This window comes from Serratia sp. CY55921 (genome assembly GCF_052167655.1).
Lineage (GTDB): Bacteria > Pseudomonadota > Gammaproteobacteria > Enterobacterales > Enterobacteriaceae > Serratia > Serratia ureilytica.
The window spans coordinates 96,667-119,729 of the sequence record NZ_JBJNMU010000008.1 but is presented as its reverse complement, the minus strand read 5'-3'; the positions used below and the strand labels follow the sequence as shown (position 1 = coordinate 119,729).

At 60.2% G+C, this 23,063-nt stretch carries 17 protein-coding genes, 1 pseudogene and 1 riboswitch; of the genes and pseudogenes, 7 read left to right on the top strand and 11 right to left on the bottom strand.

Annotated elements, in window-relative coordinates; genetic code table 11:
- Positions 1–164 precede the first annotated feature (164 nt).
- Entirely contained in the window at positions 165–1,028 is an 864-nt protein-coding gene (gene murI / locus ACJ8M3_RS23270) for a glutamate racemase (RefSeq protein WP_025921004.1), read from the bottom strand.
- Complete coding sequence (gene btuB / locus ACJ8M3_RS23265) at positions 973–2,844, bottom strand: TonB-dependent vitamin B12 receptor BtuB (RefSeq protein WP_089197547.1); 1,872 nt, start codon at positions 2,842–2,844, stop codon at positions 973–975. Before btuB ends, murI begins: the two co-directional genes overlap by 56 nt.
- Positions 2,845–2,913: 69 nt before the next feature.
- Positions 2,914–3,126: riboswitch (cobalamin riboswitch) on the bottom strand.
- 122 nt (positions 3,127–3,248) lie between these two features.
- Here btuB and trmA point away from each other — a divergent pair.
- Entirely contained in the window at positions 3,249–4,352 is a 1,104-nt protein-coding gene (gene trmA / locus ACJ8M3_RS23260; protein ID WP_033645222.1) for a tRNA (uridine(54)-C5)-methyltransferase TrmA, read from the top strand.
- Between the two features lie 34 nt (positions 4,353–4,386).
- On the opposite strand, the gene ACJ8M3_RS23255 is transcribed toward trmA, so the two are convergent.
- Both ACJ8M3_RS23255 and fabR read right to left on the bottom strand, forming a co-directional pair.
- Complete coding sequence (locus tag ACJ8M3_RS23255; protein WP_025304650.1) at positions 4,387–4,758, bottom strand: YijD family membrane protein; 372 nt, start codon at positions 4,756–4,758, stop codon at positions 4,387–4,389.
- 15 nt (positions 4,759–4,773) lie between these two features.
- Positions 4,774–5,406: an HTH-type transcriptional repressor FabR gene (fabR, locus tag ACJ8M3_RS23250; RefSeq protein ID WP_004931044.1), complete on the bottom strand. Its 633-nt coding sequence runs from the start codon at positions 5,404–5,406 to the stop codon at positions 4,774–4,776.
- A 218-nt stretch (positions 5,407–5,624) separates the two neighbouring features.
- On the opposite strand from fabR, the gene sthA reads away from it, so the two are divergent.
- Positions 5,625–7,022, top strand: a complete 1,398-nt coding sequence (gene sthA, locus ACJ8M3_RS23245; RefSeq protein ID WP_004931047.1) for a Si-specific NAD(P)(+) transhydrogenase — start codon at positions 5,625–5,627, stop codon at positions 7,020–7,022.
- Here the strand turns inward: sthA and oxyR are convergent.
- On the bottom strand, positions 7,005–7,922 hold the full coding sequence (gene oxyR, locus ACJ8M3_RS23240; protein ID WP_033652202.1) for a DNA-binding transcriptional regulator OxyR: 918 nt from the start codon (positions 7,920–7,922) through the stop codon (positions 7,005–7,007). The genes sthA and oxyR overlap by 18 nt on opposite strands.
- Positions 7,923–8,073: 151 nt before the next feature.
- Here oxyR and ACJ8M3_RS23235 point away from each other — a divergent pair, with 151 nt between their 5' ends.
- The 3 genes and pseudogenes from ACJ8M3_RS23235 to ACJ8M3_RS23225 all read left to right on the top strand — a co-directional run.
- Positions 8,074–8,805: a glutathione peroxidase gene (locus ACJ8M3_RS23235; RefSeq protein WP_015379403.1), complete on the top strand. Its 732-nt coding sequence runs from the start codon at positions 8,074–8,076 to the stop codon at positions 8,803–8,805.
- A 72-nt stretch (positions 8,806–8,877) separates the two neighbouring features.
- Positions 8,878–10,326 (top strand): dihydrolipoyl dehydrogenase, encoded by a 1,449-nt coding sequence (locus ACJ8M3_RS23230; RefSeq protein WP_033645220.1) that lies wholly within the window; start codon positions 8,878–8,880, stop codon positions 10,324–10,326.
- Positions 10,327–10,534: 208 nt separating this feature from the next.
- Positions 10,535–10,615: pseudogene (locus tag ACJ8M3_RS23225) on the top strand (toxin-antitoxin system HicB family antitoxin); the annotation flags it as partial.
- Between the two features lie 33 nt (positions 10,616–10,648).
- On the opposite strand, the gene argH reads toward ACJ8M3_RS23225, so the two are convergent.
- From argH to argC, 4 genes are all read right to left on the bottom strand, one after another.
- The gene (gene argH / locus ACJ8M3_RS23220; RefSeq protein WP_004931059.1) at positions 10,649–12,022 is read right to left on the bottom strand and encodes an argininosuccinate lyase; all 1,374 of its coding nucleotides are present in this window, start codon (positions 12,020–12,022) and stop codon (positions 10,649–10,651) included.
- Between the two features lie 69 nt (positions 12,023–12,091).
- On the bottom strand, positions 12,092–13,312 hold the full coding sequence (locus tag ACJ8M3_RS23215; protein WP_004931061.1) for an argininosuccinate synthase: 1,221 nt from the start codon (positions 13,310–13,312) through the stop codon (positions 12,092–12,094).
- A 25-nt stretch (positions 13,313–13,337) separates the two neighbouring features.
- Positions 13,338–14,111 (bottom strand): acetylglutamate kinase, encoded by a 774-nt coding sequence (gene argB, locus ACJ8M3_RS23210; protein WP_033645219.1) that lies wholly within the window; start codon positions 14,109–14,111, stop codon positions 13,338–13,340.
- Between the two features lie 20 nt (positions 14,112–14,131).
- Complete coding sequence (gene argC / locus ACJ8M3_RS23205) at positions 14,132–15,136, bottom strand: N-acetyl-gamma-glutamyl-phosphate reductase (RefSeq protein ID WP_047025846.1); 1,005 nt, start codon at positions 15,134–15,136, stop codon at positions 14,132–14,134.
- 216 nt (positions 15,137–15,352) lie between these two features.
- Between argC and argE the strand changes: the two genes are divergently transcribed.
- Positions 15,353–16,498 (top strand): acetylornithine deacetylase, encoded by a 1,146-nt coding sequence (gene argE, locus ACJ8M3_RS23200; RefSeq protein ID WP_015379410.1) that lies wholly within the window; start codon positions 15,353–15,355, stop codon positions 16,496–16,498.
- Positions 16,499–16,759: 261 nt separating this feature from the next.
- Positions 16,760–19,396 (top strand): phosphoenolpyruvate carboxylase, encoded by a 2,637-nt coding sequence (gene ppc, locus ACJ8M3_RS23195; protein WP_089195300.1) that lies wholly within the window; start codon positions 16,760–16,762, stop codon positions 19,394–19,396.
- A 105-nt stretch (positions 19,397–19,501) separates the two neighbouring features.
- Here ppc and metF read toward each other — a convergent pair whose 3' ends face one another.
- Both metF and ACJ8M3_RS23185 read right to left on the bottom strand, forming a co-directional pair.
- Positions 19,502–20,398 (bottom strand): methylenetetrahydrofolate reductase, encoded by an 897-nt coding sequence (gene metF / locus ACJ8M3_RS23190; protein WP_033645217.1) that lies wholly within the window; start codon positions 20,396–20,398, stop codon positions 19,502–19,504.
- Positions 20,399–20,626: 228 nt separating this feature from the next.
- The gene (locus ACJ8M3_RS23185) at positions 20,627–23,062 is read right to left on the bottom strand and encodes a bifunctional aspartate kinase/homoserine dehydrogenase II (RefSeq protein WP_033645216.1); all 2,436 of its coding nucleotides are present in this window, start codon (positions 23,060–23,062) and stop codon (positions 20,627–20,629) included.
- Position 23,063: the final 1 nt, after the last annotated feature.

The window sequence follows — 23,063 nt, the reverse complement described above, 5'->3', positions numbered from 1 at the left end:
TCACCCGGAGAGTCAAGCGTTTATTTCGCTTTCTTCTCGCTGACCCGGCGGCTTGTCAGTCGTTGTTCCCGGTCAGTGGAGGCGCATTATAGGGAGTTCTCGGCGGGCCGCAACCCCTATTTTCAATATTTTTTCTGACCGTTGAATGTTTAACCAAAACACCGTTAAAGCGGCAGTTTTTTCAACGATTTAAAGCCATAGCCCTGCAAAACGGGCAATAAAGCGTCAGTATCTTCATTTAACGCCATGCAATACGCCAGATTCTCTTCCTGGCTCGAGACCAGGTTTTCCTGCGTAGAGATGAGCCAGGCGGTGCGACGGGCAATCGCCGCGCCGGAATCCACCAATCGGGTGCCTTCCGGCAACACTTGCATCAGCTCTTCAGCTAATAGAGGGAAATGGGTGCAGCCCAGCACGACGGTATCCGGCGGCTCGCGCATGCTCAGCCACGGATGCAGGATCTTCTTCAGCACCGGTAGCGGCACGGCTTCGCCATGCAGCTTGGCTTCCGCTAGCTCCACCAGTTCTGAAGAGCCCAGCAGTTCAATCTTGCAGTCGGTGGCGAAACGGGAAATCAGTTCGTGGGTGTAGCTGCGCTGTACGGTGCCGCGGGTCGCCAACAGGCCGACAATGCCGTTAACGGTAAGACGGGCCGCCGGTTTGATGGCGGGCACCACGCCCACGACAGGGAAACTGAAACGCTCGCGCAGGGCCGGCAAGGAGACCGTGCTGGCGGTGTTGCAGGCGATGACGACAATCGCCAGAGGATGACGTTGCTGCACCGCGCCGACAATCTCCAGCACGCGCTCAACGATAAACTCTTCGGACTTCTCGCCGTAGGGGAACGCCACGTTGTCGAACGCGTATATATAGTGGAGATCCGGCAGCAACTGCCGAATCTCCTGATACACCGACAGCCCGCCGACGCCGGAATCGAAAACCAGCACCGTCGGGCGAGGTGTGGCGGTGCTGTTAGAAGGTATAGCTTCCAGTGAGGTAGTATTCTCTTCCTGGAGTAGCGTAGCCATAGGCCGTCTCATAATCTTTATCAAACAGGTTGGCAATTCTACCACGAACTGTCAGATGAGATGTGACCGGATACGAAACTGCGAGATCCCACAGGCTCACGCCGCCAAGTTTAACGCTTTGTTCCGGATAGGTACTGTAATCCTTGTCATAACGTTGACCCAGATATTGATAAGTCACCGCCCAGTCAAAGTCATACAGCTGCCAGTCCAGCTCATATTTCACCTGCTGCTTGGCGCGCCGCAGCAGCACTTCATTGGTCTTGGCGTTGCGAGGATCGACATAGTCATAACCAATCTGATGCGTCAACGGGCCGGTATCAAACGAGGCCGTAGCTTCAATCCCTTTGATGGTCGCCTTACCCACGTTGTAATAGACGTAGTTGGTTTCCCCCGTGGAATCGATCAAATTGTCGATGTCGTTGCGATAACCGGAGATGCGCCAGGTCACCGGGCCGGTCAGCCCTTCAAAGCCACCTTCCCACTGCTTGCTTTCTTCCGGTTTCAGATCGGTGTTGTTACCGAAGTTGCCGTATAGCTGGCTCATATTCGGTGCTTTGAACGCCGTGCCATACGATGCGATAAAACGGTATCCCTCGACGAATTCCCAGGCCGCGCTGGTTTGCCAGGTGCCATGCCAGCCAAACTCGGAATGATCGTCACCTCGAACCGCACCTTCCAACGTTACCGGGCCAACCAGTTGCTGCGCAGTCAGATAGATGCCTGCATCACGTTGGCTTTTTTCACCCTTCACGGTGGTGGAATCCGGTTTGATTTTCTGTTGCTGCCAGTCGACGCCAGAGCTTACGGTACCCTGTCCAACCTGCAGCGTATTGCCCCACTGCAGGTTGTACTGTTCGGAATCCACCAGGCTGGCCGAGCTGTCATGCATGCCGAGGCGAGGATCGTAATCGTAATCCTTGCTATGGCTGTAGCTGCCAATCACTTGTGTTGCGTAAATGCCTTCTTTATAGCGCAATCCGGTATCCCAGGTTTGGCTATACAGTTTGCGCGTATCCAGCAGAGGGCTGGTCGGTGAGGAATAATAACTATCATACGCCGTGCGGTTGTCGTAACCATACCCGCGCACAAAACCGCTGACCGATTCGCTGAACTGGTGCTCAAGCGCACCATACAGCGACTTACTCATAAAGCCATCGCGATCCTGCTGGCTTTGCATGCCGGTGCTGCCGTAGGCCACCACGTCATACCCTTTGGTGTAGGTGTAGTCACCCGCCACCGTCGCCACGGTGCTGTCGCCCAACTGCTGTTGGGTCGACGCGTCATAGGATTGATAGCCGTTGGAGCCGACGCCGGCAGCCAGCGTGGTGCCGTTCTTTTCACGCGTGGTAATAATGTTGACTACGCCGCCGATGGCGTCGGAACCGTATACCGCCGAGCGCGGGCCGCGGATGTATTCGACTTTCTGCACCAACGAAATCGGGATTTGGCTAAGGTCAGAAGAGCCGCTGACGCCCGCCTGATTAAGGCGAATGCCGTCAATTAGCACCAGCACGTGGCTGGAGTTGGTGCCGCGAATAAACAGCGAGCTCTTTTGCCCCAACCCGCCGTTTTGGCCAACGTCCACGCCCGGCAAACGGCGCATCACGTCGGTCAGGCTCTTGGCCTGCCAGCGATCGATATCGTTGCGGGTGACGATGGTGGTCGGCGCCAGCACGGAAGAAACCGGCTGCGGGAAACGGTTGGCGGTAACCACCAGGTTATCGCCATTCGTGGCTGTGGTGTTGTCTTGCGCCCATCCAGAAAAAGCCGTGACGGAAGAGACCACCGCCAGCAGCGTATTTTTTGTAATTGTCATGAGAAAAGCATCCAAACTTAATTGGCGGATGCCGCAGGATCATGGCCGGTAGTTCGCGACGGCCACGGACATTGCGACGTAACACCGGCAGGTCTTCGGGCTTGGGATTTGCGGGCCGCAGGGCGCGACCGGCAACGGGCGATGACTTCCCATCCTGCAGTGGACAGTGTCTGCGTCGAAACGCTATCGCCGTGACTTCCCCTTACCGCTGCGCGTCAGCTCCGGATTCACACCGGATTCCCTTTTCACTCGCTGCTTGAGGCCGGACGGCAATGCTACGATCAATGCAAATAGATGTCTAGACTGCCATTAATGTTACAAATAATAAACGCGACAAAACTGGACTTCACGGGCTGATTCCCTACAATCCCCGCTGATCAAATTTGCCTGACGAGAAGAAACACATGACGCCCGAGAATTTGCCTATTGAACGTTACGATGACCAACTGGCGGAGAAAGTCGCCCGCCTGAAGACGTTGATGTCACCGTTCGCGGCGCCCGAGCCGGAAGTGTTCCGCTCGCCAGTCGACCACTACCGCATGCGCGCCGAATTCCGCATCTGGCACGACGCAGACGACATGTATCACATCATGTTCGATCAGCAGACCAAGCAGCGTATTCGCGTCGATCAGTTCCCGGCGGCCAGCGAGCTGATCAACCGCCTGATGACCGCCCTGATCGCCGCGCTGAAACCGGAGCCGATCCTGCGCCACAAGCTGTTCCAGATAGATTATCTGTCGACGCGAAGCGGCAAAATCATCGCTTCGCTGCTGTATCACCGCAAGCTGGATGACGTTTGGCAACAGCGCGCCGAGCAGTTGCGCGACGAGCTGCGCGCGCAGGGTTTCGACCTGCAGCTGATCGGCCGAGCGTCGAAGACCAAGATCATGCTCGACCAGGATTATGTTGACGAAGTGCTGCCGGTCGCCGGCCGCGACATGATTTATCGCCAGGTGGAAAACAGTTTCACTCAGCCCAACGCGGCCATGAACGTGCAGATGCTGGAGTGGGCGTTGGCGGTCACCGCCGGTTCCAAAGGCGATTTGCTGGAGCTGTACTGCGGCAACGGCAACTTCTCGCTGGCGCTGGCGCGCAATTTCGAGCGCGTGCTGGCGACCGAGATCGCCAAACCGTCGGTGGCGGCGGCGCAGTACAACATCGCCGCCAACCATATCGACAACGTGCAGATCATCCGCATGGCGGCGGAAGACTTCACTCAGGCGATGAATGGAGTACGCGAATTCAACCGGTTGAAAGGCATCGATCTGAGCGGCTACAACTGCGAGACGATTTTCGTCGATCCGCCGCGCAGCGGGCTGGACGATGAAACGGTGAAGATGGTGCAGGCTTACCCGCGCATTCTGTATATTTCATGCAATCCGGAAACGCTGTGCGCCAACCTGGAAACGCTGCAGGCCACCCACCGGGTCAGCCGTCTGGCGCTGTTCGATCAGTTCCCGTATACCCATCACATGGAGTGCGGCGTGTTGCTGGAAAAGCACCGCTGATATGACAGGGGCGCCATGATGGCGCCCCGTTTCATTACGATTCTTGAGTCGGCGCATCCGGCGCCTTGCGCGCCTTCAGTTTCATGCCGATCCACAGCACCAGCGCCACGCAGATCACCGACGGCAGGAAGTTGGAGCCGATCTGCGGATACTCGGCGCGCACGATGGCGCTGTACAACAGCAGCCCCAGCAGGAAACAGGCCGCCGCCAGCTTCGGCATGCCATCCGGCATGGCGCGGTTCAGGTAACGCTGATGCAGGCAGTACACCGCCAGCACCAACGCGATCAGCGGGAAGATCGAAAACGGCACCACCGAGCTGAACAGCGCGGCAAAGGAACCGTTGATCGAAAGGCCGGCAATCAACGCCAGCAGTAAGGTGCCATTTTCACGGCCTGGTTTTTCCATCATTTTTTACCTTTTTTATACGTGGGACACAGAAGCTTTTTCTTGTTCGCGACGATACCAGTAATACGCCCCTTTGGAGATCATCCGCAGTTGCAGCACCAGCCGTTCTTCCAGCTGCTGCCGCTGCTCGACGTCGATATCCAGCGCTTCCGCGCCGGCGCTGAACACGATGGTGACCATCGCTTCCGCCTGCGCTTCGGTAAAGCTGCGCGGCATGTGATTTTCCAACTCGAGGTAGTCCGCCAGTTCGGCGATGAAATGCTGGATCTCACGCGCCACCGCCGCACGGAATGCCGCCGACGTGCCGGAGCGCTCGCGCAGCAGCAGGCGGAAGGCGTTCGGGTTGTTGCCGATAAACTCCATAAAGGTGGACACCGAGGTGCGGATCACGCTGCCGCCCTTGGCGATGCGTTGGCGCGCCTGGCGCATCAACTGACGCAGCATCAGGCCGCTTTCATCCACCATGGTCAGCCCCAACTCGTCCACATCGCGGAAATGGCGATAAAACGACGTGGGCGCGATGCCCGCCTCGCGTGAAACTTCCCGCAGGCTCAGACTGGCGAAGCTGCGTTCGGCGCTCAGCTGGCTGAAAGCGGCTTCGATCAGGGAACGACGAGTCCGTTCTTTTTGTTGTGCTCTGACGCCCATATGCATATCCGGATAGGTTCCATTTTCTCAGTCTAACGCCCTAGACTCGGCAATATAGCAAATTTTATTGCAACAGCATTTATACTAACGCGCTCTATCACACTTCCGCCCTGAGCCGATTGTGCTTTGACTCAAAAAGCCTAATGGTGATTGGGTGAGCAGCGCTATGATGTTAAGATACCGTTGTAATCTTGTATAAAAAAACAGGTCTCTCCTACATGCAACAGCACTATCAATTTGATGCCATTGTGATTGGCTCGGGCCCTGGTGGTGAAGGTGCCGCCATGGGGCTGGTGAAACAAGGCGCCCGCGTGGCCGTTATCGAACGGTACAATAACGTAGGCGGCGGATGTACCCATTGGGGCACCATCCCCTCCAAAGCCCTCCGCCACGCCGTCAGCCGCATTATCGAATTCAACCAGAACCCGCTTTACAACAACTCGCGCACGCTCAGCGCGACCTTCCCTGACATTTTACGCCACGCCGATAACGTCATCAGCCAGCAGACCCGAATGCGCCAAGGGTTCTATGAGCGGAACCAGTGCAAACTGTTCGCCGGCGACGCGCGCTTCATCGACGCCAACACCGTCAGCGTCAGCTACATGGACGGCACCCAGGACACCATCCGCGCCGATCACATCGTGATCGCCTGCGGCTCGCGTCCTTACCATCCGGCCAGCGTCGACTTCAACCATCCGCGCATCTACGACAGCGATTCCATTCTCGAGCTGAGCCATGAGCCGCGCCACGTGATCATTTACGGCGCCGGGGTGATCGGCTGCGAGTATGCGTCCATCTTCCGCGGCCTGAACGTCAAGGTCGATCTGATCAACACCCGCGATCGTCTGCTGGCGTTCCTCGATCAGGAGATGTCGGATTCGCTCTCTTACCACTTCTGGAACAACGGCGTGGTGATCCGCCACAACGAAGAATTCGAGAAGATCGAAGGCACCGAAGACGGCGTGATCGTGCACCTGAAGTCCGGCAAGAAGGTGAAAGCGGACTGCCTGCTGTACGCCAACGGCCGTACCGGCAACACCGATTCGCTGGGGTTGGAGAACGTCGGCCTGGAGTCGGACAGCCGCGGGCTGCTGAAAGTGAACAGCATGTATCAAACCGCGCTGTCGCACATTTATGCGGTCGGTGACGTGATCGGCTATCCGAGCCTGGCTTCCGCCGCCTACGATCAGGGCCGCATCGCCGCGCAAGCGATCGCCTCCGGCGAAGCCAGCGGTCACTTAATCGAAGATATCCCGACCGGCATCTACACCATTCCGGAAATCAGCTCCGTCGGCAAAACCGAGCAGGAACTGACCGCGATGAAGGTGCCGTATGAAGTGGGCCGCGCCCAGTTCAAGCATCTGGCGCGCGCGCAGATAGCCGGGATGAACGTCGGCAGCCTGAAGATCCTGTTCCATCGCGACACCCTGCAGATCCTTGGGATCCACTGCTTCGGCGAGCGTGCGGCGGAGATCATCCACATCGGCCAGGCGATCATGGAACAGAAAGGTGAAGGCAATACTATCGAGTATTTCGTTAATACGACCTTCAACTATCCGACCATGGCCGAAGCCTACCGGGTGGCGGCGCTAAACGGCTTAAACCGCCTGTTTTAACGCGCTGTCGATGTAGCCCTGCATGTGTTCGCGGATCGCCTCGGCCAGTTGCTCATAACGGCTGCGCAAAGGGGAGCCGGGGCGGTACACCAGCGCGATGGTGCGCTTCGGCTCCGGCTTGTAGCAATCCAGATAGCAGACGCCGTCGCGTTCGCGCTGCGGCGGTACCGCCAGTGACGGCAGCAGGGTAATGCCGCTGCCGGCCGCGACCATATTGCGCAGCGTTTCCAGACTGGTGGCGCGGAAGTGGGTATCTTCGTCCGCGCCCGCCTGGAAGCAGAAGCCCATCGCCTGATCGCGCAGGCAGTGGCCATCCTCCAGCATCAGCAGTTTCTCACCCGCCAAATCCGGCATCGGCACGCGCTCGCGCTGCGCCCACGGGTGATCGGAGTACACCGCCAGCTTCATCGGTTCATCGAACAAAGGCACTTCGATAAACGCCTCGGTTTCCTTAACCAATGCCAGAATGGCGCAGTCCAGTTTGCCGCTGTCGAGTTGCGCCAGCAGCTGATGGGTTTGCGCTTCGTGCAGGTACATTTCCAGTTTCGGGAACGTTTTGTGCAGCGTCGGGATGATCTGCGGCAGCAGATAAGGCCCCACGGTCGGGATCAGGCCGATGTGCAACGGCCCGGACATGGCTTCGCCCTGCTGGCTGGCCATCTCCTTCAATACTTTCACTTCTCGCAGCACAGTACGCGCCTGCTCCACCAGCAACAGACCCGCCTGGGTGAACAGCACCTTGCGGCTGGTGCGTTCGAGCAGCATGACGCCCAACTCGTCTTCCAGCTTGCGGATCTGCCCGCTCAGCGTGGGTTGGCTTACATGGCATGAATCGGCCGCGCGGCGGAAGTGCCGGTGCTCGGCCAAGGCGACCAGATACTCTAAATCACGAATATTCATTGTTTCCCTCCATTCCATGATAGCTCATGGCGATAGATAAGATAGCAATGAGCGATTAGATCTATCAAGCCCCAGCGACAATAATGTGTCCCAACGAAGCGATATCGCGCTAAATGCTAAAAATTACTTTTCCTAATTAAGGGGTTAATCAATGTTTACCAGTCAAGAAGGCAAGAAAGTTCCTCAGGTTACTTTCCACACCCGTCAGGGCGACCAATGGATTGATGTGACCACTGATGACCTGTTCAAAAACAAAACCGTCATTGTTTTCTCGCTGCCGGGCGCGTTCACGCCGACCTGTTCTTCGAGCCACCTGCCGCGCTACAACGAACTGTCCAGCGTATTCAAGCAGCACGGCGTCGACAGCATTCTTTGCGTCTCCGTGAACGACACCTTCGTCATGAACGCCTGGAAAGCCGACCAACATGCGGAAAACATCACCTTCGTGCCGGACGGCAACGGTGAATTCACCAAAGGCATGAACATGCTGGTCGAGAAAGCGGATCTGGGCTTTGGCCCTCGCTCATGGCGCTACTCGATGCTGGTACGCAACGGCGTGGTCGAGAAAATGTTTGTTGAGCCGAACAAGCCGGGCGACCCGTTTGAAGTGTCCGACGCCGACACCATGCTGAAATACCTGGCGCCGGAATTCAAAGTGCAGGAATCGGTCTCCCTGTTCACCAAACCGGGCTGCCCATTCTGCGCCAAAGCCAAGCAGATGCTGCAAGAGCGCGGCATTCAGTATGAAGAGATTGTGCTGGGCAAAGACGCTACCACCGTCAGCCTGCGCGCCGTCAGCGGCCGCGCCACGGTGCCGCAGGTCTTCATCGGCGGCCGTCACATTGGCGGCAGCGACGATCTGGAAACATTCCTGTCAGCTTAATAAGTAATAACAAAGCCAACGTGAACTTTGGCGGGCTACGGCCCGCCCTTTTTTTACCTTTCAGGAGCGGATATGAAACTGTTGAACGTTGATGTCGCGGTCATCGGCGGCGGCACCGCAGGGCTCGGCGCCTATCGCGCGGCCAAACTGTCTACCCCCAGCGTGGTGATGATTGAAGGCGGGCCTTACGGCACCACCTGTGCGCGCGTTGGCTGCATGCCATCCAAATTACTGATCGCCGCCGCCGAAGCGGTGCATCAAATCGAACGTGCGCCGGGCTTTGGCGTGCACCCAACCGGCAAAACGCGTATCGACGGACGCGAGGTGATGGCGCGCGTCAAACGCGAACGCGATCGTTTCGTCGGCTTCGTGCTGGAAGGCGTGGACGAGATCCCGGCCGCCGACAAAATTCAGGGCTATGCCCGCTTTATCGACGACAACACGCTGCAGGTCGATGACCATACGCGCATCGTGGCGCAGCGCATCGTGATCGCCACCGGCTCTCGCCCCAGTTGGCCGGCGCCGTGGAATGAACTGGGCGATCGCCTGATCGTCAACGACGATCTGTTCAACTGGGATGACTTGCCGCAGTCCGTGGCGGTATTCGGCCCTGGCGTGATCGGGCTGGAGTTGGGGCAAGCGCTGCACCGCCTCGGCGTCGACACCAAGGTCTTCGGCATCGGCGGCGCCGTCGGGCCGCTGACCGACAGCGCCGTGCGCGATTACGCTGCGAAGGCGCTGGGGGAAGAATTCTACCTCGACGCCGACGTGAAAGTGGAGATGATGCAGCGCGAAGGCGACCGCGTATTTATCCGCTATCAGGATCTGCAGGGCCAGTCGCAGGAGATCCTGGTGGACTACGTGCTGGCCGCCACCGGCCGCCGCCCCAACGTCGATCGGCTGGGTCTTGAAAACACCGGCCTGCAGCTCGACGCTCGAGGCGTGCCGCTGGCCGACCGCCTGACGATGCAAACCAGCGTGCCGCATATCTTTATCGCCGGCGACGCCAGCAACCAACTGCCGCTGTTGCATGAGGCCAGCGATCAGGCACGCATCGCCGGCGCCAATGCCGGCAGCTTCCCGGAGATCAATCCGGGTCTGCGCCGCAGCGCGATTTCGGTGGTGTTCTCCGATCCGCAGATCGCCATGGTCGGCTCGACCTTCCGCGAGCTGAGCGAGAAGTTCAGCGCCTGCGGATGTTTTGAAGTGGGCAAGGTCTCGTTTGAGAATCAGGGCCGCTCGCGGGTGATGCTGCGCAACAAGGGCGTTCTGCACGTTTACGGCGAGCAAGGCACCGGCCGTTTCCTCGGCGCGGAAATGATCGGCCCGGACGCCGAACACATTGCGCACCTGTTAGCCTGGGCGCACCAACAGCAGATGACCGTCGATCAGATGCTGGACATGCCGTTCTATCATCCGGTGATCGAAGAAGGCTTGCGCACTGCGCTGCGCGACCTGCAGGCGAAGCTCAAACTCGGCACGGCCGAAATCGAACGCTGTCAGCGCTGTCCGGGCGAATAACGCCTTCTTATCCGTTCACACCTACCGGGCCTTCAGGCCCGGTTTTTTTGCGCAGCGCTTTCCAGATTTTCCTCCCTCCTCTTGCCTCACGGCCCTCCTGCGCTCATTTTTTATGCTTCGATATTGAAGTGATATCAATAACGATACTAAAACAAAGGCAACTGAACGAGATCAGGGATGACATCGCTGATTTGCAACAGCGGCAGAACAGCATCGCCGGCTGGCGATCGGCGCGATGGAAGAAGGCGTGAGCCTGAACCGTTATCTCTGCGCACGCCTGGCGGGGTAACGGTTCAAGGGCGGCGCCAGGCCGCCCTCGTCGTCAAGCCAAACGCTGTTTCGCTGCGGCGATGGCCGCGGCCACCTGCTGCGGCGCGACGCCGCCTTTGGCCGCACGTTTGTCCAGGCAGGATTGCAACGCCAGGATTGGGTAGACGTCGTCGCCGATCGTCGCGCTGAACTGCTGCAAATCCGCCAGCGGCAGCGCTTCCAGCGGTTTGCCCTGGCGAATGGCTTCTACCACCGCCTCACCGACGATATGGTGCGCTTCGCGGAACGGCACGCCTTTGGCGACCAGGTAGTCCGCCAGCTCGGTGGCATTCGCATAACCCTGCTCCGCCGCTTCCCGGCAGCGCGGGCGCTTCACCTGAATGCCGTCCAGCACCAGCGCCGCCATCTGCAGGCAGTCCATCCAGGTGTCGAGCGCGTCGAACAGCCCTTCTTTGTCTTCCTGCATGTCTTTGTTGTACGCCAGCGGCAGGCCTTTCAGCGTCATCATCATGCCGGTCAGCGCGCCCTGTACGCGGCCGCACTTGCCGCGGATCAGCTCCAGCGCGTCCGGGTTTTTCTTCTGCGGCATCAGCGAAGAGCCGGAGGTCACGCGGTCAGACAGCTCGACAAACGCCGCCTCGCCGCTGTTGAAGAAGATCAGATCTTCGGCGAAGCGCGACAGGTGCACCATGCTGATGGCGGCGTTGGACAGCAGCTCCAGCACGTGATCGCGATCGGATACGCTGTCCAGGCTGTTGCGGGTCGCCGAGGCGAAGCCCAGCCAGCCAGCCAGCTGCTCGCGATCGATAGGATACGCGGTGCCGGCCAGCGCGCCGCTGCCCAGCGGGCTGACGTCCAGCCGTTTCAGGGTATCCTGCAGGCGGCTTTCATCGCGCGCCAGCATCTCGACATAGGCCAGGCACCAGTGCGCGAAAGTCACCGGCTGCGCGCGTTGCAGGTGGGTATACCCCGGCATCACCGCATCCTGGTTGGCTTCGGCGGTCTCCACCAGCGCCTGCTGCAGCTGGACGATCGCCTGATGCAGATCGCCGATCTGCTGTTTGCACCACAGCTTCAGATCGGTCGCGACCTGATCGTTGCGGCTGCGGCCGGTGTGCAGCTTCTTGCCCAAATCGCCGACCTTCTCGATCAGCTTCTGCTCCACCCAGCTGTGGATGTCTTCGGCATCGCTTTGGACGATCGCCAAAGGATCGGCCTGGACTTCCGTCAGCAAGGCATTCAGCGCCTGCTCCAGCTGCTGTTGCTCCGTTGCCGTCAACACGTTAACGGTCACCAGCGCCTTCGACCAGGCCACCGAGCCCACGATATCTTGCTCCGCCAGGCGATAATCGAACCGCAGCGAATCGTTGAGTTGCTTGAACCGCTGATCCGCCGCCTGAGTGAACCGTCCGCCCCAAAGTGCCATACCTTTACTCCTGAATTTTTATGCGAAAGGGCGCAGCATGCTGCGCCCTTGCAGAGTCACGCCAATCGGTTATTTATTCTTTTTCTCGTTCAACGCGCGGATGCGTGAAGACAGAGAGAACAGGCGGATAAAGCCGCCCGCGTGGCTGTGATCGTAAACTTCGTCTTCGCCGAAGGTGGCGAACTCTTCGGAGTACAGGCTGTTGGCGGATTTTTTCTGGGTCGCCGTCACCTGGCCTTTGTACAGCTGCAGTACCACTTCACCGTTCACCTCTTCAGCCAATGCTTCGGCAGAGGCCTGCAGCGAGCGGCGCAGCGGCGCGAACCAACGGCCGTCGTACACCACATAGGACATCTCCAGGCCCAGCTGCTCGCGCCATTTGAAGCTGTCGCGATCCAGCACCAGCTGCTCGATGGCGCGCAGCGCCGCCACCATGATGGTGCCCCCCGGGGTCTCATAGCAGCCGCGGGATTTGATGCCCACCAGACGGTTTTCCACGATGTCGATACGGCCGACACCGTGCTTGGCGCCCAGCGCGTTCAGGGTTTCCAGGCACTGGTACGGCGACAGCGCTTTACCGTTAACCGCCACGACGCGGCCTTTCTCGACGGTAACGGTCACCTGCTCAGGCTGGTCCGGCGCTTCCTGCGGATCGACGGTCCATACCCAGCAATCCTTGTTTGGCGCGTTCCACGGGCTTTCCAGCACGCCGCCTTCGGTGGAGATGTGCCAGGCGTTCTCATCGCGGCTGTAGATTTTCTCCAGCGATGCGGTGGTCGGGATATTGCGCTCTTTCAGGTAATCCAGCAGCGCTTCACGGGAACGCAGGTTCCACTCGCGCCACGGCGCTACCACTTTCAGCTGCGGCGCCAGCGCGGTGTAGGTGGTTTCGAAACGCACCTGATCGTTGCCTTTGCCGGTCGCGCCGTGGCACAGCGCGTCTGCGCCCACTTTCAACGCCAGCTCGACCTGCGCCTTGGCGATGATCGGCCGCGCCATCGAGGTGCCCAGCAGGTAGCTGCCCTCGTACAGGGCGCCGGTCTGCAGCACTGGATAAACGTAATCGCGGATAAATTCTTCACGCAGATCGACCACGTGACATTCAGAGGCACCGGACTGCAGGGCTTTTTGCTCCACGCCTTCCAGATCGCTGCGCTCCTGGCCGATGTCCGCCACGAACGCCACCACTTCACAGCCGCCGTAGTTCTCTTTCAGCCATGGAATGATGGCCGAGGTATCCAGGCCGCCGGAGTACGCCAGAACGATTTTTTTGATGCCTTGGTTTTGCATGGTCTATTCCTTTCTAATTCTAAAATTAAGCGAGGATCCGGGTGCCAATCGACACGCCGTTAAACAAAGCAGGAAGCTGATCGGCATGGCGCCAGCTGGCGATATCCACCGGGCGGCCGAGGGTGCGGGCAGCGTCGAGCGCCGCATTCACCTTCACCACCATACCATCGGTGATGATACCTTGCGCGATCAGTTGTTCCGCTTTTTGCGCCGTCATTTCCGCAATGCGTTGGCCCTTGCCGTCGAGGATGCCGCTGACGTCCGACAGCAGGATAAGGTCCGCCCCCAGCGTCGCCGCCAGCGCCGTCGCCGCCTGATCGGCGTTCACATTCATTAACTGCCCTTCGGCGGTGATGCCGATGGAGCTGACAACCGGCAGGTAGCCGGCGCCCAGCAGGGTATTGAGCAGCGCGGGCGAACCGGGCTGCGCGTTGCCGACGTGGCCCAATGCCGGATCGAGCGGGGTCACGACCGCGCTGCCGCCGTCCGCCAGGCTCAGGCCGACGGCGTTGATTTGGTGTTTAATCGCCCACGCCAGCAGCGTTTTGTTGGCGGTGCCGGCCAGCGCCCCGGTGATGATGTCGATCTGATCGGCCGGCGTGACCCGCAGGCCGTTCTTTTTCACCACCGGCAAAGCGAGCTGCTTCATCAGCTCGTCCACCACGCAGCCGCCGCCGTGCACGATCACCAGCGGGCGCTGGTGCTGCTGCCGATAGCTGTCCAACGCGGTAAACAGACGCTCCAGCGCTTCTTCACTGTCTAATAACACGCCACCTAACTTGATAATTAACGGGTTCATTGCTGTTTACTCACGCTGGTTTAAAGGAGTGATTGGGTTTCCGGGAAGCCGAAACGGATATTCAGGCATTGCACCGCCTGCGCCGCCGCGCCTTTCAGCAGATTGTCTTCCACCGCCACGGCGATCAGATGCTCGCCCTGCACCGCAAAACCGATGTCACAGAACGGCAGCCCCACCACCGATTTCAGCGCCGGCACGCCCTGGTCGTACAGCCGCACCAGCGGCTTGTCGTCATAGGCGGCATGATAGGCAGCCGCGACGTCCTGCGCGGTCACCCCGGCTTTCAGACGGCAGGTGATGGTTTCAAGGATGCCGCGCGGGAAATTGCCCAGGTGCGGCGTAAAGATGACCGGCACGCCGAGGTGCGCGGCGATCTCCGGCTGGTGCCGGTGAGTGAAAATACCGTACGGCTGCAGGCTCACTTCGCAGAAGCTGGTGGTCATGCTGGCCTTGCGCCCGGCGCCGCTAACGCCGCTGGTGGCGTTGATCACCGGCCACTGATCCAGATTCAGCAACTGTTTTTCGATCAACGGTTTCAGCGCCAGCTGCGCCGCCGTCGGGTAACAGCCCGGCACCGCGATCAGCTGCGCCTGTTTAATCTTGTCGCTCTGCCACTCCGCCAGGCCGTACACCGCCTGCTCCAGCAGGGCGCCATGCTGATGCTCGAAACCGTAGTACTGGCTATAAAAACCGGCGTCCTGCACGCGAAAGGCGCCGGACAGATCGAACACCACGCAGCCCGCCGCCAGGAAAGCCGGTGCGATATCGTGGCTGACTTCATGGGCGGTGGCGAGGAACACTACATCGATGCCCTGCGCCGCCTTGGCGACGTCGGTCAACGGCTGCAGCGGCAGATCGACGATGCCTTTCAACTGGGGATGGAGATCGGAAAGCAACTTTCCTGCATCTGCACTTTGCGCTGAAACCGCTAAAGCGGTTATGTTCATGTGTGGGTGGCGATTCAGGTAAGCCGTGAGCTCCGCTCCGGCGTAACCGCTGGCACCAACGATCAGCGTATTCAACATGTGGCCTTTCACCTTCTAAACTGACGTGCGGTCGCTTGCGACCCAGGTAACAGGGCTAGCCAGCGTTGTTGCGCCGTTCACCCACGGAGCCAGGCGTTGATGCTTTTATAAACATCCGGGCATCGGGTTCCCTTACGCTTCGGCTTACTGTATTTTTATTCAAAATAAATGCATGAATATTGATACTATCCTAACCTAAGGCTGTCAACAGTGAAGATGAAATTACCTCCATTTATTGAGCTGTACCGGGCGTTGATCGCCACTCCGTCAATCAGCGCCACCGATGCCGGCCTCGATCAGAGCAATGAGGCGTTAATCAACTTGCTGGCCGGATGGTTTGCCGACCTGGGCTTTCGAGTCGACGTACAGCCGGTGCCGGAGTCGCGCCACAAATTCAACCTGCTGGCCAGCATCGGCGAAGGCAGCGGCGGCCTGCTGCTGGCTGGCCACACCGATACGGTGCCCTACGACGAAGGCCGCTGGACGCGCGATCCCTTCACCCTGACCGAGCACGACAACAAGCTCTACGGGCTGGGCACCGCCGACATGAAAGGCTTCTTCGCCTTTATTCTGGATGCGGTGCGCGATATCGACGCGAGCAAGCTGACCAAGCCGTTGTACATTTTAGCCACCGCAGATGAAGAAACGACGATGGCCGGCGCGCGTTACTTCGCCGCCTCTACCGCCATTCGTCCGGATTTCGCCATCATCGGCGAGCCGACCTCGCTGCAGCCGGTGCGCGCGCACAAGGGCCACATGGCCAACGCCATTCGCATCGTCGGCCAGTCCGGCCACTCCAGCGATCCGGCGCGCGGCGTCAACGCCATCGATCTGATGCACGAGTCCATCGGCCGCCTGATGGAGCTGCGCAAGACCCTGCAGGAGCGCTACAACAACCCGGCGTTCGCCGTGCCTTATCCCACCATGAACTTCGGCCATATCAGCGGCGGCGACGCGGCCAACCGCATCTGCGCCTGTTGCGAACTGCACCTGGATATCCGCCCGCTGCCCGGCATGACGCTCGACAACATCAACGAACTGATGCATCAGGCGCTGGAGCCAGTGAGCCAACGCTGGCCGGGCCGCCTGACCATCGAAGAGCTGCACGCGTCGGTACCGGGCTACGAATGCCCGACCGACCACCGCATGGTAGCGGTGATCGAGGAGCTGCTGGGCACCCGCACGCAGGTGGTCAACTACTGCACCGAAGCGCCGTTCGTGCAACAGGTCTGCCCGACGTTGGTGCTCGGCCCCGGTTCCATCGATCAGGCCCACCAGCCGGACGAATACATCGACACCGCGTTTATCGAACCGACGCGCAAACTGTTGGGCCAGCTGGTCAATCACTTTTGCCGGCAATAAACCCGACATTTAGCAGGGGAAATGCTTTATGCTTCCCCTAACTCAAAATAAGTAGAAGGCAGCGAAATAAGCCACGCTGATAACCCACGCGGCGTAATTAAATTTCAGAAAATGCGCCGATTTTGATGTTTTTTTGCTAAAAATAGTGTCAATTGACGATTGGACAGGAACGCGATGGGATCAGGCAGGCGGTCTGCGCCTGACGCGTGAAATTTATTTACAAGATAAAAATCATACATACAGAACTGGGTCAGGGGTTATATGAACGAACAATATTCGGCAATGCGCAGTAATGTCAGTATGCTCGGCAAATTGCTCGGCGATACCATCAAAGAAGCGCTGGGCGAGCATATTCTCGATCGCGTTGAGACCATCCGTAAGCTTTCCAAATCCTCACGCGCCGGCAACGAAGCGCATCGCCAGGAGCTGCTCTCCACCCTGCAGAACTTGTCCAACGACGAGCTGCTGCCGGTGGCGCGCGCCTTCAGCCAGTTCCTCAACCTGACCAACGTCGCCGAGCAGTACCACAGCATTTCGCCCAACGGCGAAGCCGCCAGCAACCCGGAAGCGCTGGCCCAACTGTTCAGCCGCCTCAAAGACAAAAAGCTCAGCGACAAAGAGCTGCAGCACGCGGTGTCGCAACTCTCCATCGAGCTGGTGCTGACGGCGCACCCGACGGAGATCACCCGCCGCACCCTGATCCACAAGCTGGTGGAGGTCAACACCTGCCTCAGCCAGCTCGATCACAACGATCTGGCCGACTACGAGCGCAACAAGATCATGCGCCGCCTGCGCCAGCTGGTAGCCCAGTCGTGGCACACCGATGAAATTCGCAAACACCGCCCTTCCCCGATCGACGAAGCCAAATGGGGTTTTGCCGTCGTGGAAAACAGCCTGTGGGAAGGCGTGCCGGCGTTCCTGCGCGAATTCAACGAACAGCTGGAAAACTCCATCGATTACAGCCTGCCGGTAGAAGCGGTGCCGGTGCGCTTCACCTCCTGGATGGGCGGCGACCGCGACGGCAACCCGAACGTCACCGCCGAAATTACCCGCCATGTGCTGCTGCTCAGCCGCTGGAAAGCCTGCGACCTGTTTACCCGCGACATCCAGGTGCTGGTCTCCGAGCTGTCGATGACCGAGTGCACCCCTGAGCTGCGCGCCCGCGCCGGCGGCGATGAGGTGCAGGAGCCTTACCGCGAAATCATGAAGCAGCTGCGCAGCCAGCTGATGAGTTCCCAGGCTTATCTTGAAGGTCGCCTGAAGGGCGAGCGCGTGCTGAAACCGCACGACCTGCTGGTGAACAACGAGCAGCTGTGGGAGCCACTGTATGCCTGCTACCAGTCGCTGCAGGCCTGCGGCATGGGCATCATCGCCAATGGTCAACTGCTGGATACCCTGCGCCGCGTGCGCTGCTTCGGCGTGCCGCTGGTGCGCATCGACGTGCGTCAGGAGAGCACCCGCCATACCGAAGCCATCGCCGAGCTGACCCGCTATCTGGGGCTGGGCGATTATGAAAGCTGGTCGGAAGCCGATAAACAGGCGTTCCTGGTCCGCGAACTGAACTCCAAACGCCCGCTGGTGCCGCTGAAATGGCAACCGAGCGCCGACACGCAGGAAGTGCTGGAAACCTGCCGGGTGATTGCCGAAGCGCCGCAGGGCTCGATCGCCGCCTATGTGATTTCGATGGCGCGCACGCCTTCCGACGTGCTGGCGGTGCACCTGCTGCTGAAAGAGGCCGGCTGCCCGTTCGCGCTGCCGGTCGCCCCGCTGTTCGAAACCCTCGACGACCTGAACAACGCCGACGACGTAATGACCCAGTTGCTGAACATCGACTGGTATCGCGGCTTCATCCAGGGCAAACAGATGGTGATGATCGGCTATTCCGACTCGGCGAAAGACGCCGGCGTGATGGCCGCTTCCTGGGCGCAGTACCGCGCGCAGGACGCGCTGATCAAAACCTGTGAAAAGGCCGGCGTGGCGCTGACGCTGTTCCACGGCCGCGGCGGTTCCATCGGCCGCGGCGGCGCTCCGGCGCATGCGGCGCTGCTGTCGCAGCCGCCGGGCAGCCTGAAGGGCGGCCTGCGCGTCACCGAACAGGGCGAGATGATCCGCTTCAAGTTCGGCCTGCCGGAAGTCACCATCAGCAGCCTGGCGCTGTATGCCGGCGCGATCCTCGAGGCCAACCTGCTGCCGCCGCCGGAACCGAAGAAAGAATGGCGGGCGCTGATGGACGACCTGTCCGAGACCTCCTGCCGAATGTATCGCGGCTACGTGCGTGAAAACCCGGACTTCGTGCCTTACTTCCGCGCGGCCACGCCGGAACTGGAGCTGGGCAAACTGCCGCTGGGCTCGCGCCCGGCCAAGCGCAAGCCGAACGGCGGCGTAGAGAGCCTGCGCGCCATTCCGTGGATCTTCGCCTGGACGCAGAACCGCCTGATGCTGCCGGCCTGGCTCGGCGCCGGCGCCGGATTGCAGGAAGCGGTGAAAGCCGGCAAACAGGCGGAGCTGGAGGCGATGTGTCGCGACTGGCCGTTCTTCTCCACCCGCATCGCCATGCTGGAAATGGTGTTCGCCAAAGCCGACCTGTGGCTGGCGGAATACTACGATCAGCGCCTGGTGGATAAATCGCTGTGGCCGCTGGGCCAACAGCTGCGCGATCAGTTGGAAAGCGACATCAAGGTGGTGCTGACCATCGCCAACGATGCGCACCTGATGGAAGACCTGCCGTGGATCGCCGAATCCATCGCGCTGCGCAACGTCTATACCGACCCGTTGAACGTCTTGCAGGCCGAATTGCTGCACCGTTCGCGCCAGCAGGAGCAGCCGGACGCCCGCGTGGAGCAGGCGCTGATGGTTACCATCGCCGGCGTCGCCGCCGGGATGCGCAACACCGGCTAGTGAGCCTCATCGCGGCCCCGTTTACCGGGGCCGTTTTTTTTATGTCTCCCCCACAAAAAAAGGGCGCCGCGGTAAAGCGGCGCCCTTTTCAATGGAGCAAGCCCGTCAGGCGGCGGCCACTGGTCGCACGCCCAGCGTGTGGCAGATGGCGTAGCTCATCTCGGCGCGGTTCAGCGTATAGAAGTGGAAATCTTTCACCCCTTCGCGGCTCAGGATCTTCACCATGTCCATGGCGATGTTGGCGCCGACCATTTTGCGGGTCTCCGCATCGTCGTCCAGCCCTTCGAACATGCTGGTCATCCAGCTTGGCACCCGCACGTTGGTCATGGTGGCGAAGCGCTGCAGCTGCTTGAAGTTGGACACCGGCAGAATGCCCGGCACGATTTCCACGTCGATACCGGCGGCGACGCAGCGGTCGCGAAAGCGCAGGTAGCTCTCAACGTCGAAGAAGAACTGGGTAATCGCGCGACTGGCGCCGGCATCGATCTTGCGTTTCAGGTTAATCAAATCGGCCTGGGCGCTCTTCGCCTCCGGGTGCACTTCCGGGTAAGCGGCGACGGAAATGTCGAAGTCACCCACGTCTTTCAGCAGCGCCACCAGATCGGTCGCGTACATTTCCGGCTTGCCGCCGCCCGGCGGCAGATCGCCGCGCAGCGCCACGATATGGCGGATGCCGCTGTTCCAGTAATCGGTCGCGATGTCGCGCAGCTGCGCCGGGCTGGCATCGATGCAGGTCAGGTGCGGCGCCGCCTCCAGGCCGGTGCGTTCCTTGATCCCTTTGATGATGCTGTGGGTGCGATCGCGCTCGCCGGAGTTGGCGCCGTAGGTGACGGAAACGAATTTAGGTTTGAGAATGCTCAGACGATCGATCGACTGCCACAGGGTCTCTTCCATCTCGCTGGTGCGTGGCGGGAAGAACTCGAATGATACGTTAATCTGGCCGTTCAACTCCGCCAGACTCTGATTCAGCGCTTCCCGCTGGTTTGCGTGGAAAAAACTCATACCCTGCTCACCTCTTATCGATCACTGTTTTTATTTCATCTTGATGAGCGTCTATACGTTTAGACGTCTAGATAGAAAATGCCGCATGTTGGCTAAAGAGTCAACAGGAAAATGAGGGGAATAAGATGATTAATCCTCACCCGCTCAACGAGGGAATTTCATGATCGCGGCAAAGATAAGTATGGCAGGAAAAGCCAAGGGGCGCGGTGAGCCCGCGCCCGCAGAGGATTAAAGCAGCTGCGCCAATCGGTTAAGGTCTGACTGGATCGCGCCGGCGGTCACATCGCGGCCGGCGCCCGGCCCGCGGATCACCAGCGGATTATCGCGATACCAGCGGCTTTCGATGGCGAACACGTTGTCGCACGGCAACAGCGAGGCCAGAGGATGCTCAGGGCGCACCGCCTCCACGCCGACCCGCGCCTTGCCGTTGGCGTCGAAACGCGCCACATGGCGCAGCACCAGGCCCATTTCGCTGGCGGCCTCAAAGCGCTGTTGCATCTGCTGATTCAGCGCCTCACCGTTCTCGAAGAACTGATCGACGGAGCCCAGCTCGCACCCCGCCGGCACCAGCGACTCGACCCGCACCTGGTTCGGTTCGATGTCGTAGCCCGCCTCGCGCGCCAGGATCACCAGCTTGCGCATCACGTCCTGGCCGGAGAGATCGACCCGCGGATCCGGTTCGGTCAGCCCCTGCTGCCAGGCCTGGTCCACCAGCTCGGTGAACGGCACTGTGCCGTCATACTGCAGGAACAGCCAGGAGAGCGTGCCGGAGAAGATGCCGCTGATCGCCAGAATGCTGTCGCCGCTGTCGCGCAGATCGCGCACCGTGTGGTTGACCGGCAGGCCGGCGCCGACGGTGGCGTTATACAGCCAGTGGCGGCCGGTTTTGGCGAAGGCGTCGCGTATTTGGCGATAGCTGTCGCTGCACGAGGCCCCCGCCAACTTGTTGGCGCTGATCACGTGGAAACCGTAGCTGGCGAAATCCAGATACTGCCCGGCCAGCTCTTCGCTGGCGGTCACGTCGAGCACCACCAGATCGTCGAACGGGTGCGCGCGCATCCACAGGAACAGCGATTCTTCATCCAGCTCCTGCGCTTCGTCCTCAAAGAATGCCAGCGCGCGGCTGGCGTCCAGCCCGTCATAGTTCAGCAGGCTGCGGCGGCTGTCCACCACCCCCGCCAGGATAAATTCGAAGCCGCTGCGCGCGGAGATATTGGTCTGCTCACGGGCGAACAGCTCCAGCCAGCGCGACCCGATATTGCCCTTGCCGAACAGCACCAGACCGATGCGCTTCTCGGCGCGGAACAGGCTTTGGTGCAGCCCCTGGATCAGCAGCGCGGTCGGCCCCTGGCGCAATACCGCCACCAGGCTGATGCCATCTTCCGCCTGCCAGATAAACTCGACCGGCTGATCTTTCAGCTGCTGATAGAAACGGTGGCTGTGCAGCGGGTTCTTGCACACCCCGGCGCCGACCATCGCCACCAGCGCCAACCCTTCGCGCAGGCGCAGCTCGCCTGGCAGCACCGCGGCCTGCAGCGTCGCCAGCGCGCTGTTGACCACCTCGGAGGTGTAGCACAGCTGCACCAGGTTGCGGTCTGGGTGGATGCCCACCGCCAGCGGTTTGATCTGCGCGCGCTTGAGCACCAGATCCAACTCTTTCTGCGCCAGTTTGAAGTCATGCTGAGCGGCAACGTGCAGTTCAATCAGGCACACATCGTCGTGGCTGGTGACAATCTTGGCGCCGGTGCCGGAAGCCAATACGCGCTCAATGCGCGTCGAGCCCTGCTCCGGCTGATAGCTGCAGCGCAGTTGAAGATCGATATCGCTACCGGAGACCGGCTGCAGGGTACGGGTGTGTAACACCGGCGCAGCCAGACGCGCCAGCTCGCTGGCTTCGTCCAGACGCAGCAGCGGCAGCAGGCAGGCGTCTTTCACCTTGCGCGGATCGGCGCTGTAAACCCCGGCCACGTCGCTCCAGATGGTGACGCGCGCAGCGCCGGCCAGCGCGCCGACCTGAGTGGCGGAGTAGTCGCTGCCGTTACGCCCCAACAGCACGGTTTCCCCGGCGTCGTTGCGCGAAATGAACCCGGTCACCACCAGGCGTTTACCCGGGTGTTGGGCCATCAATTGTTGCAACAGCGGGTAAGAACGGCCTTCATCCACCTGCGGCTGCGCGGCGCGCTCGGCGCGCAGGAAGTCACGCGCATCCAGCCAGGCCGCCTGCATGTCCAGGTGGTTGAGCACCGCCGCCATCAGGCGCGCCGACCAAATCTCGCCGTGCCCGACCACTTCGGCGTAGCACACCTCGTCGACATTGCCGTCCAGCAGCGCCGCCAGGCGTTCCAGATCCTGAATGAACTCGGCGATCAGCGGCTCGGCGCTTTCCGGCGGCAACAGGCCGCTGATAAGATCGCTGTGATAACGACGCAACGTCTGCTGCACCTGGTGCGCAGACAGGCGATCGCTCTGGCTGAGCTTCAGCCAGTTGATCAACTGGTTGGTGGTACTGCCGGCGGCCGATACCACCATCATGTCGCCCGGCTGGCTGTATTCCGCCATAATCCCGGCCACACGCAGATAACACTTCACATCCGCCAGACTGCTGCCGCCAAACTTGTGCAGTTGACGCCCGCTCACCGGCCCTGCTACAGCAATTGCATTCATG

Excerpts from the sequence above, each read along its gene's own strand:
- murI (WP_025921004.1), bottom strand. The coding sequence starts at position 1,028 with ATGGCTACGCTACTCCAGGAAGAGAATACTACCTCACTGGAAGCTATA.
- btuB (WP_089197547.1), bottom strand. The coding sequence starts at position 2,844 with ATGACAATTACAAAAAATACGCTGCTGGCGGTGGTCTCTTCCGTCACG.
- trmA (WP_033645222.1), top strand. The coding sequence starts at position 3,249 with ATGACGCCCGAGAATTTGCCTATTGAACGTTACGATGACCAACTGGCG.
- ACJ8M3_RS23255 (WP_025304650.1), bottom strand. The coding sequence starts at position 4,758 with ATGGAAAAACCAGGCCGTGAAAATGGCACCTTACTGCTGGCGTTGATT.
- fabR (WP_004931044.1), bottom strand. The coding sequence starts at position 5,406 with ATGGGCGTCAGAGCACAACAAAAAGAACGGACTCGTCGTTCCCTGATC.
- sthA (WP_004931047.1), top strand. The coding sequence starts at position 5,625 with ATGCAACAGCACTATCAATTTGATGCCATTGTGATTGGCTCGGGCCCT.
- oxyR (WP_033652202.1), bottom strand. The coding sequence starts at position 7,922 with ATGAATATTCGTGATTTAGAGTATCTGGTCGCCTTGGCCGAGCACCGG.
- ACJ8M3_RS23235 (WP_015379403.1), top strand. The coding sequence starts at position 8,074 with ATGTTTACCAGTCAAGAAGGCAAGAAAGTTCCTCAGGTTACTTTCCAC.
- ACJ8M3_RS23230 (WP_033645220.1), top strand. The coding sequence starts at position 8,878 with ATGAAACTGTTGAACGTTGATGTCGCGGTCATCGGCGGCGGCACCGCA.
- argH (WP_004931059.1), bottom strand. The coding sequence starts at position 12,022 with ATGGCACTTTGGGGCGGACGGTTCACTCAGGCGGCGGATCAGCGGTTC.
- ACJ8M3_RS23215 (WP_004931061.1), bottom strand. The coding sequence starts at position 13,312 with ATGCAAAACCAAGGCATCAAAAAAATCGTTCTGGCGTACTCCGGCGGC.
- argB (WP_033645219.1), bottom strand. The coding sequence starts at position 14,111 with ATGAACCCGTTAATTATCAAGTTAGGTGGCGTGTTATTAGACAGTGAA.
- argC (WP_047025846.1), bottom strand. The coding sequence starts at position 15,136 with ATGTTGAATACGCTGATCGTTGGTGCCAGCGGTTACGCCGGAGCGGAG.
- argE (WP_015379410.1), top strand. The coding sequence starts at position 15,353 with ATGAAATTACCTCCATTTATTGAGCTGTACCGGGCGTTGATCGCCACT.
- ppc (WP_089195300.1), top strand. The coding sequence starts at position 16,760 with ATGAACGAACAATATTCGGCAATGCGCAGTAATGTCAGTATGCTCGGC.
- metF (WP_033645217.1), bottom strand. The coding sequence starts at position 20,398 with ATGAGTTTTTTCCACGCAAACCAGCGGGAAGCGCTGAATCAGAGTCTG.
- ACJ8M3_RS23185 (WP_033645216.1), bottom strand. The coding sequence starts at position 23,062 with ATGAATGCAATTGCTGTAGCAGGGCCGGTGAGCGGGCGTCAACTGCAC.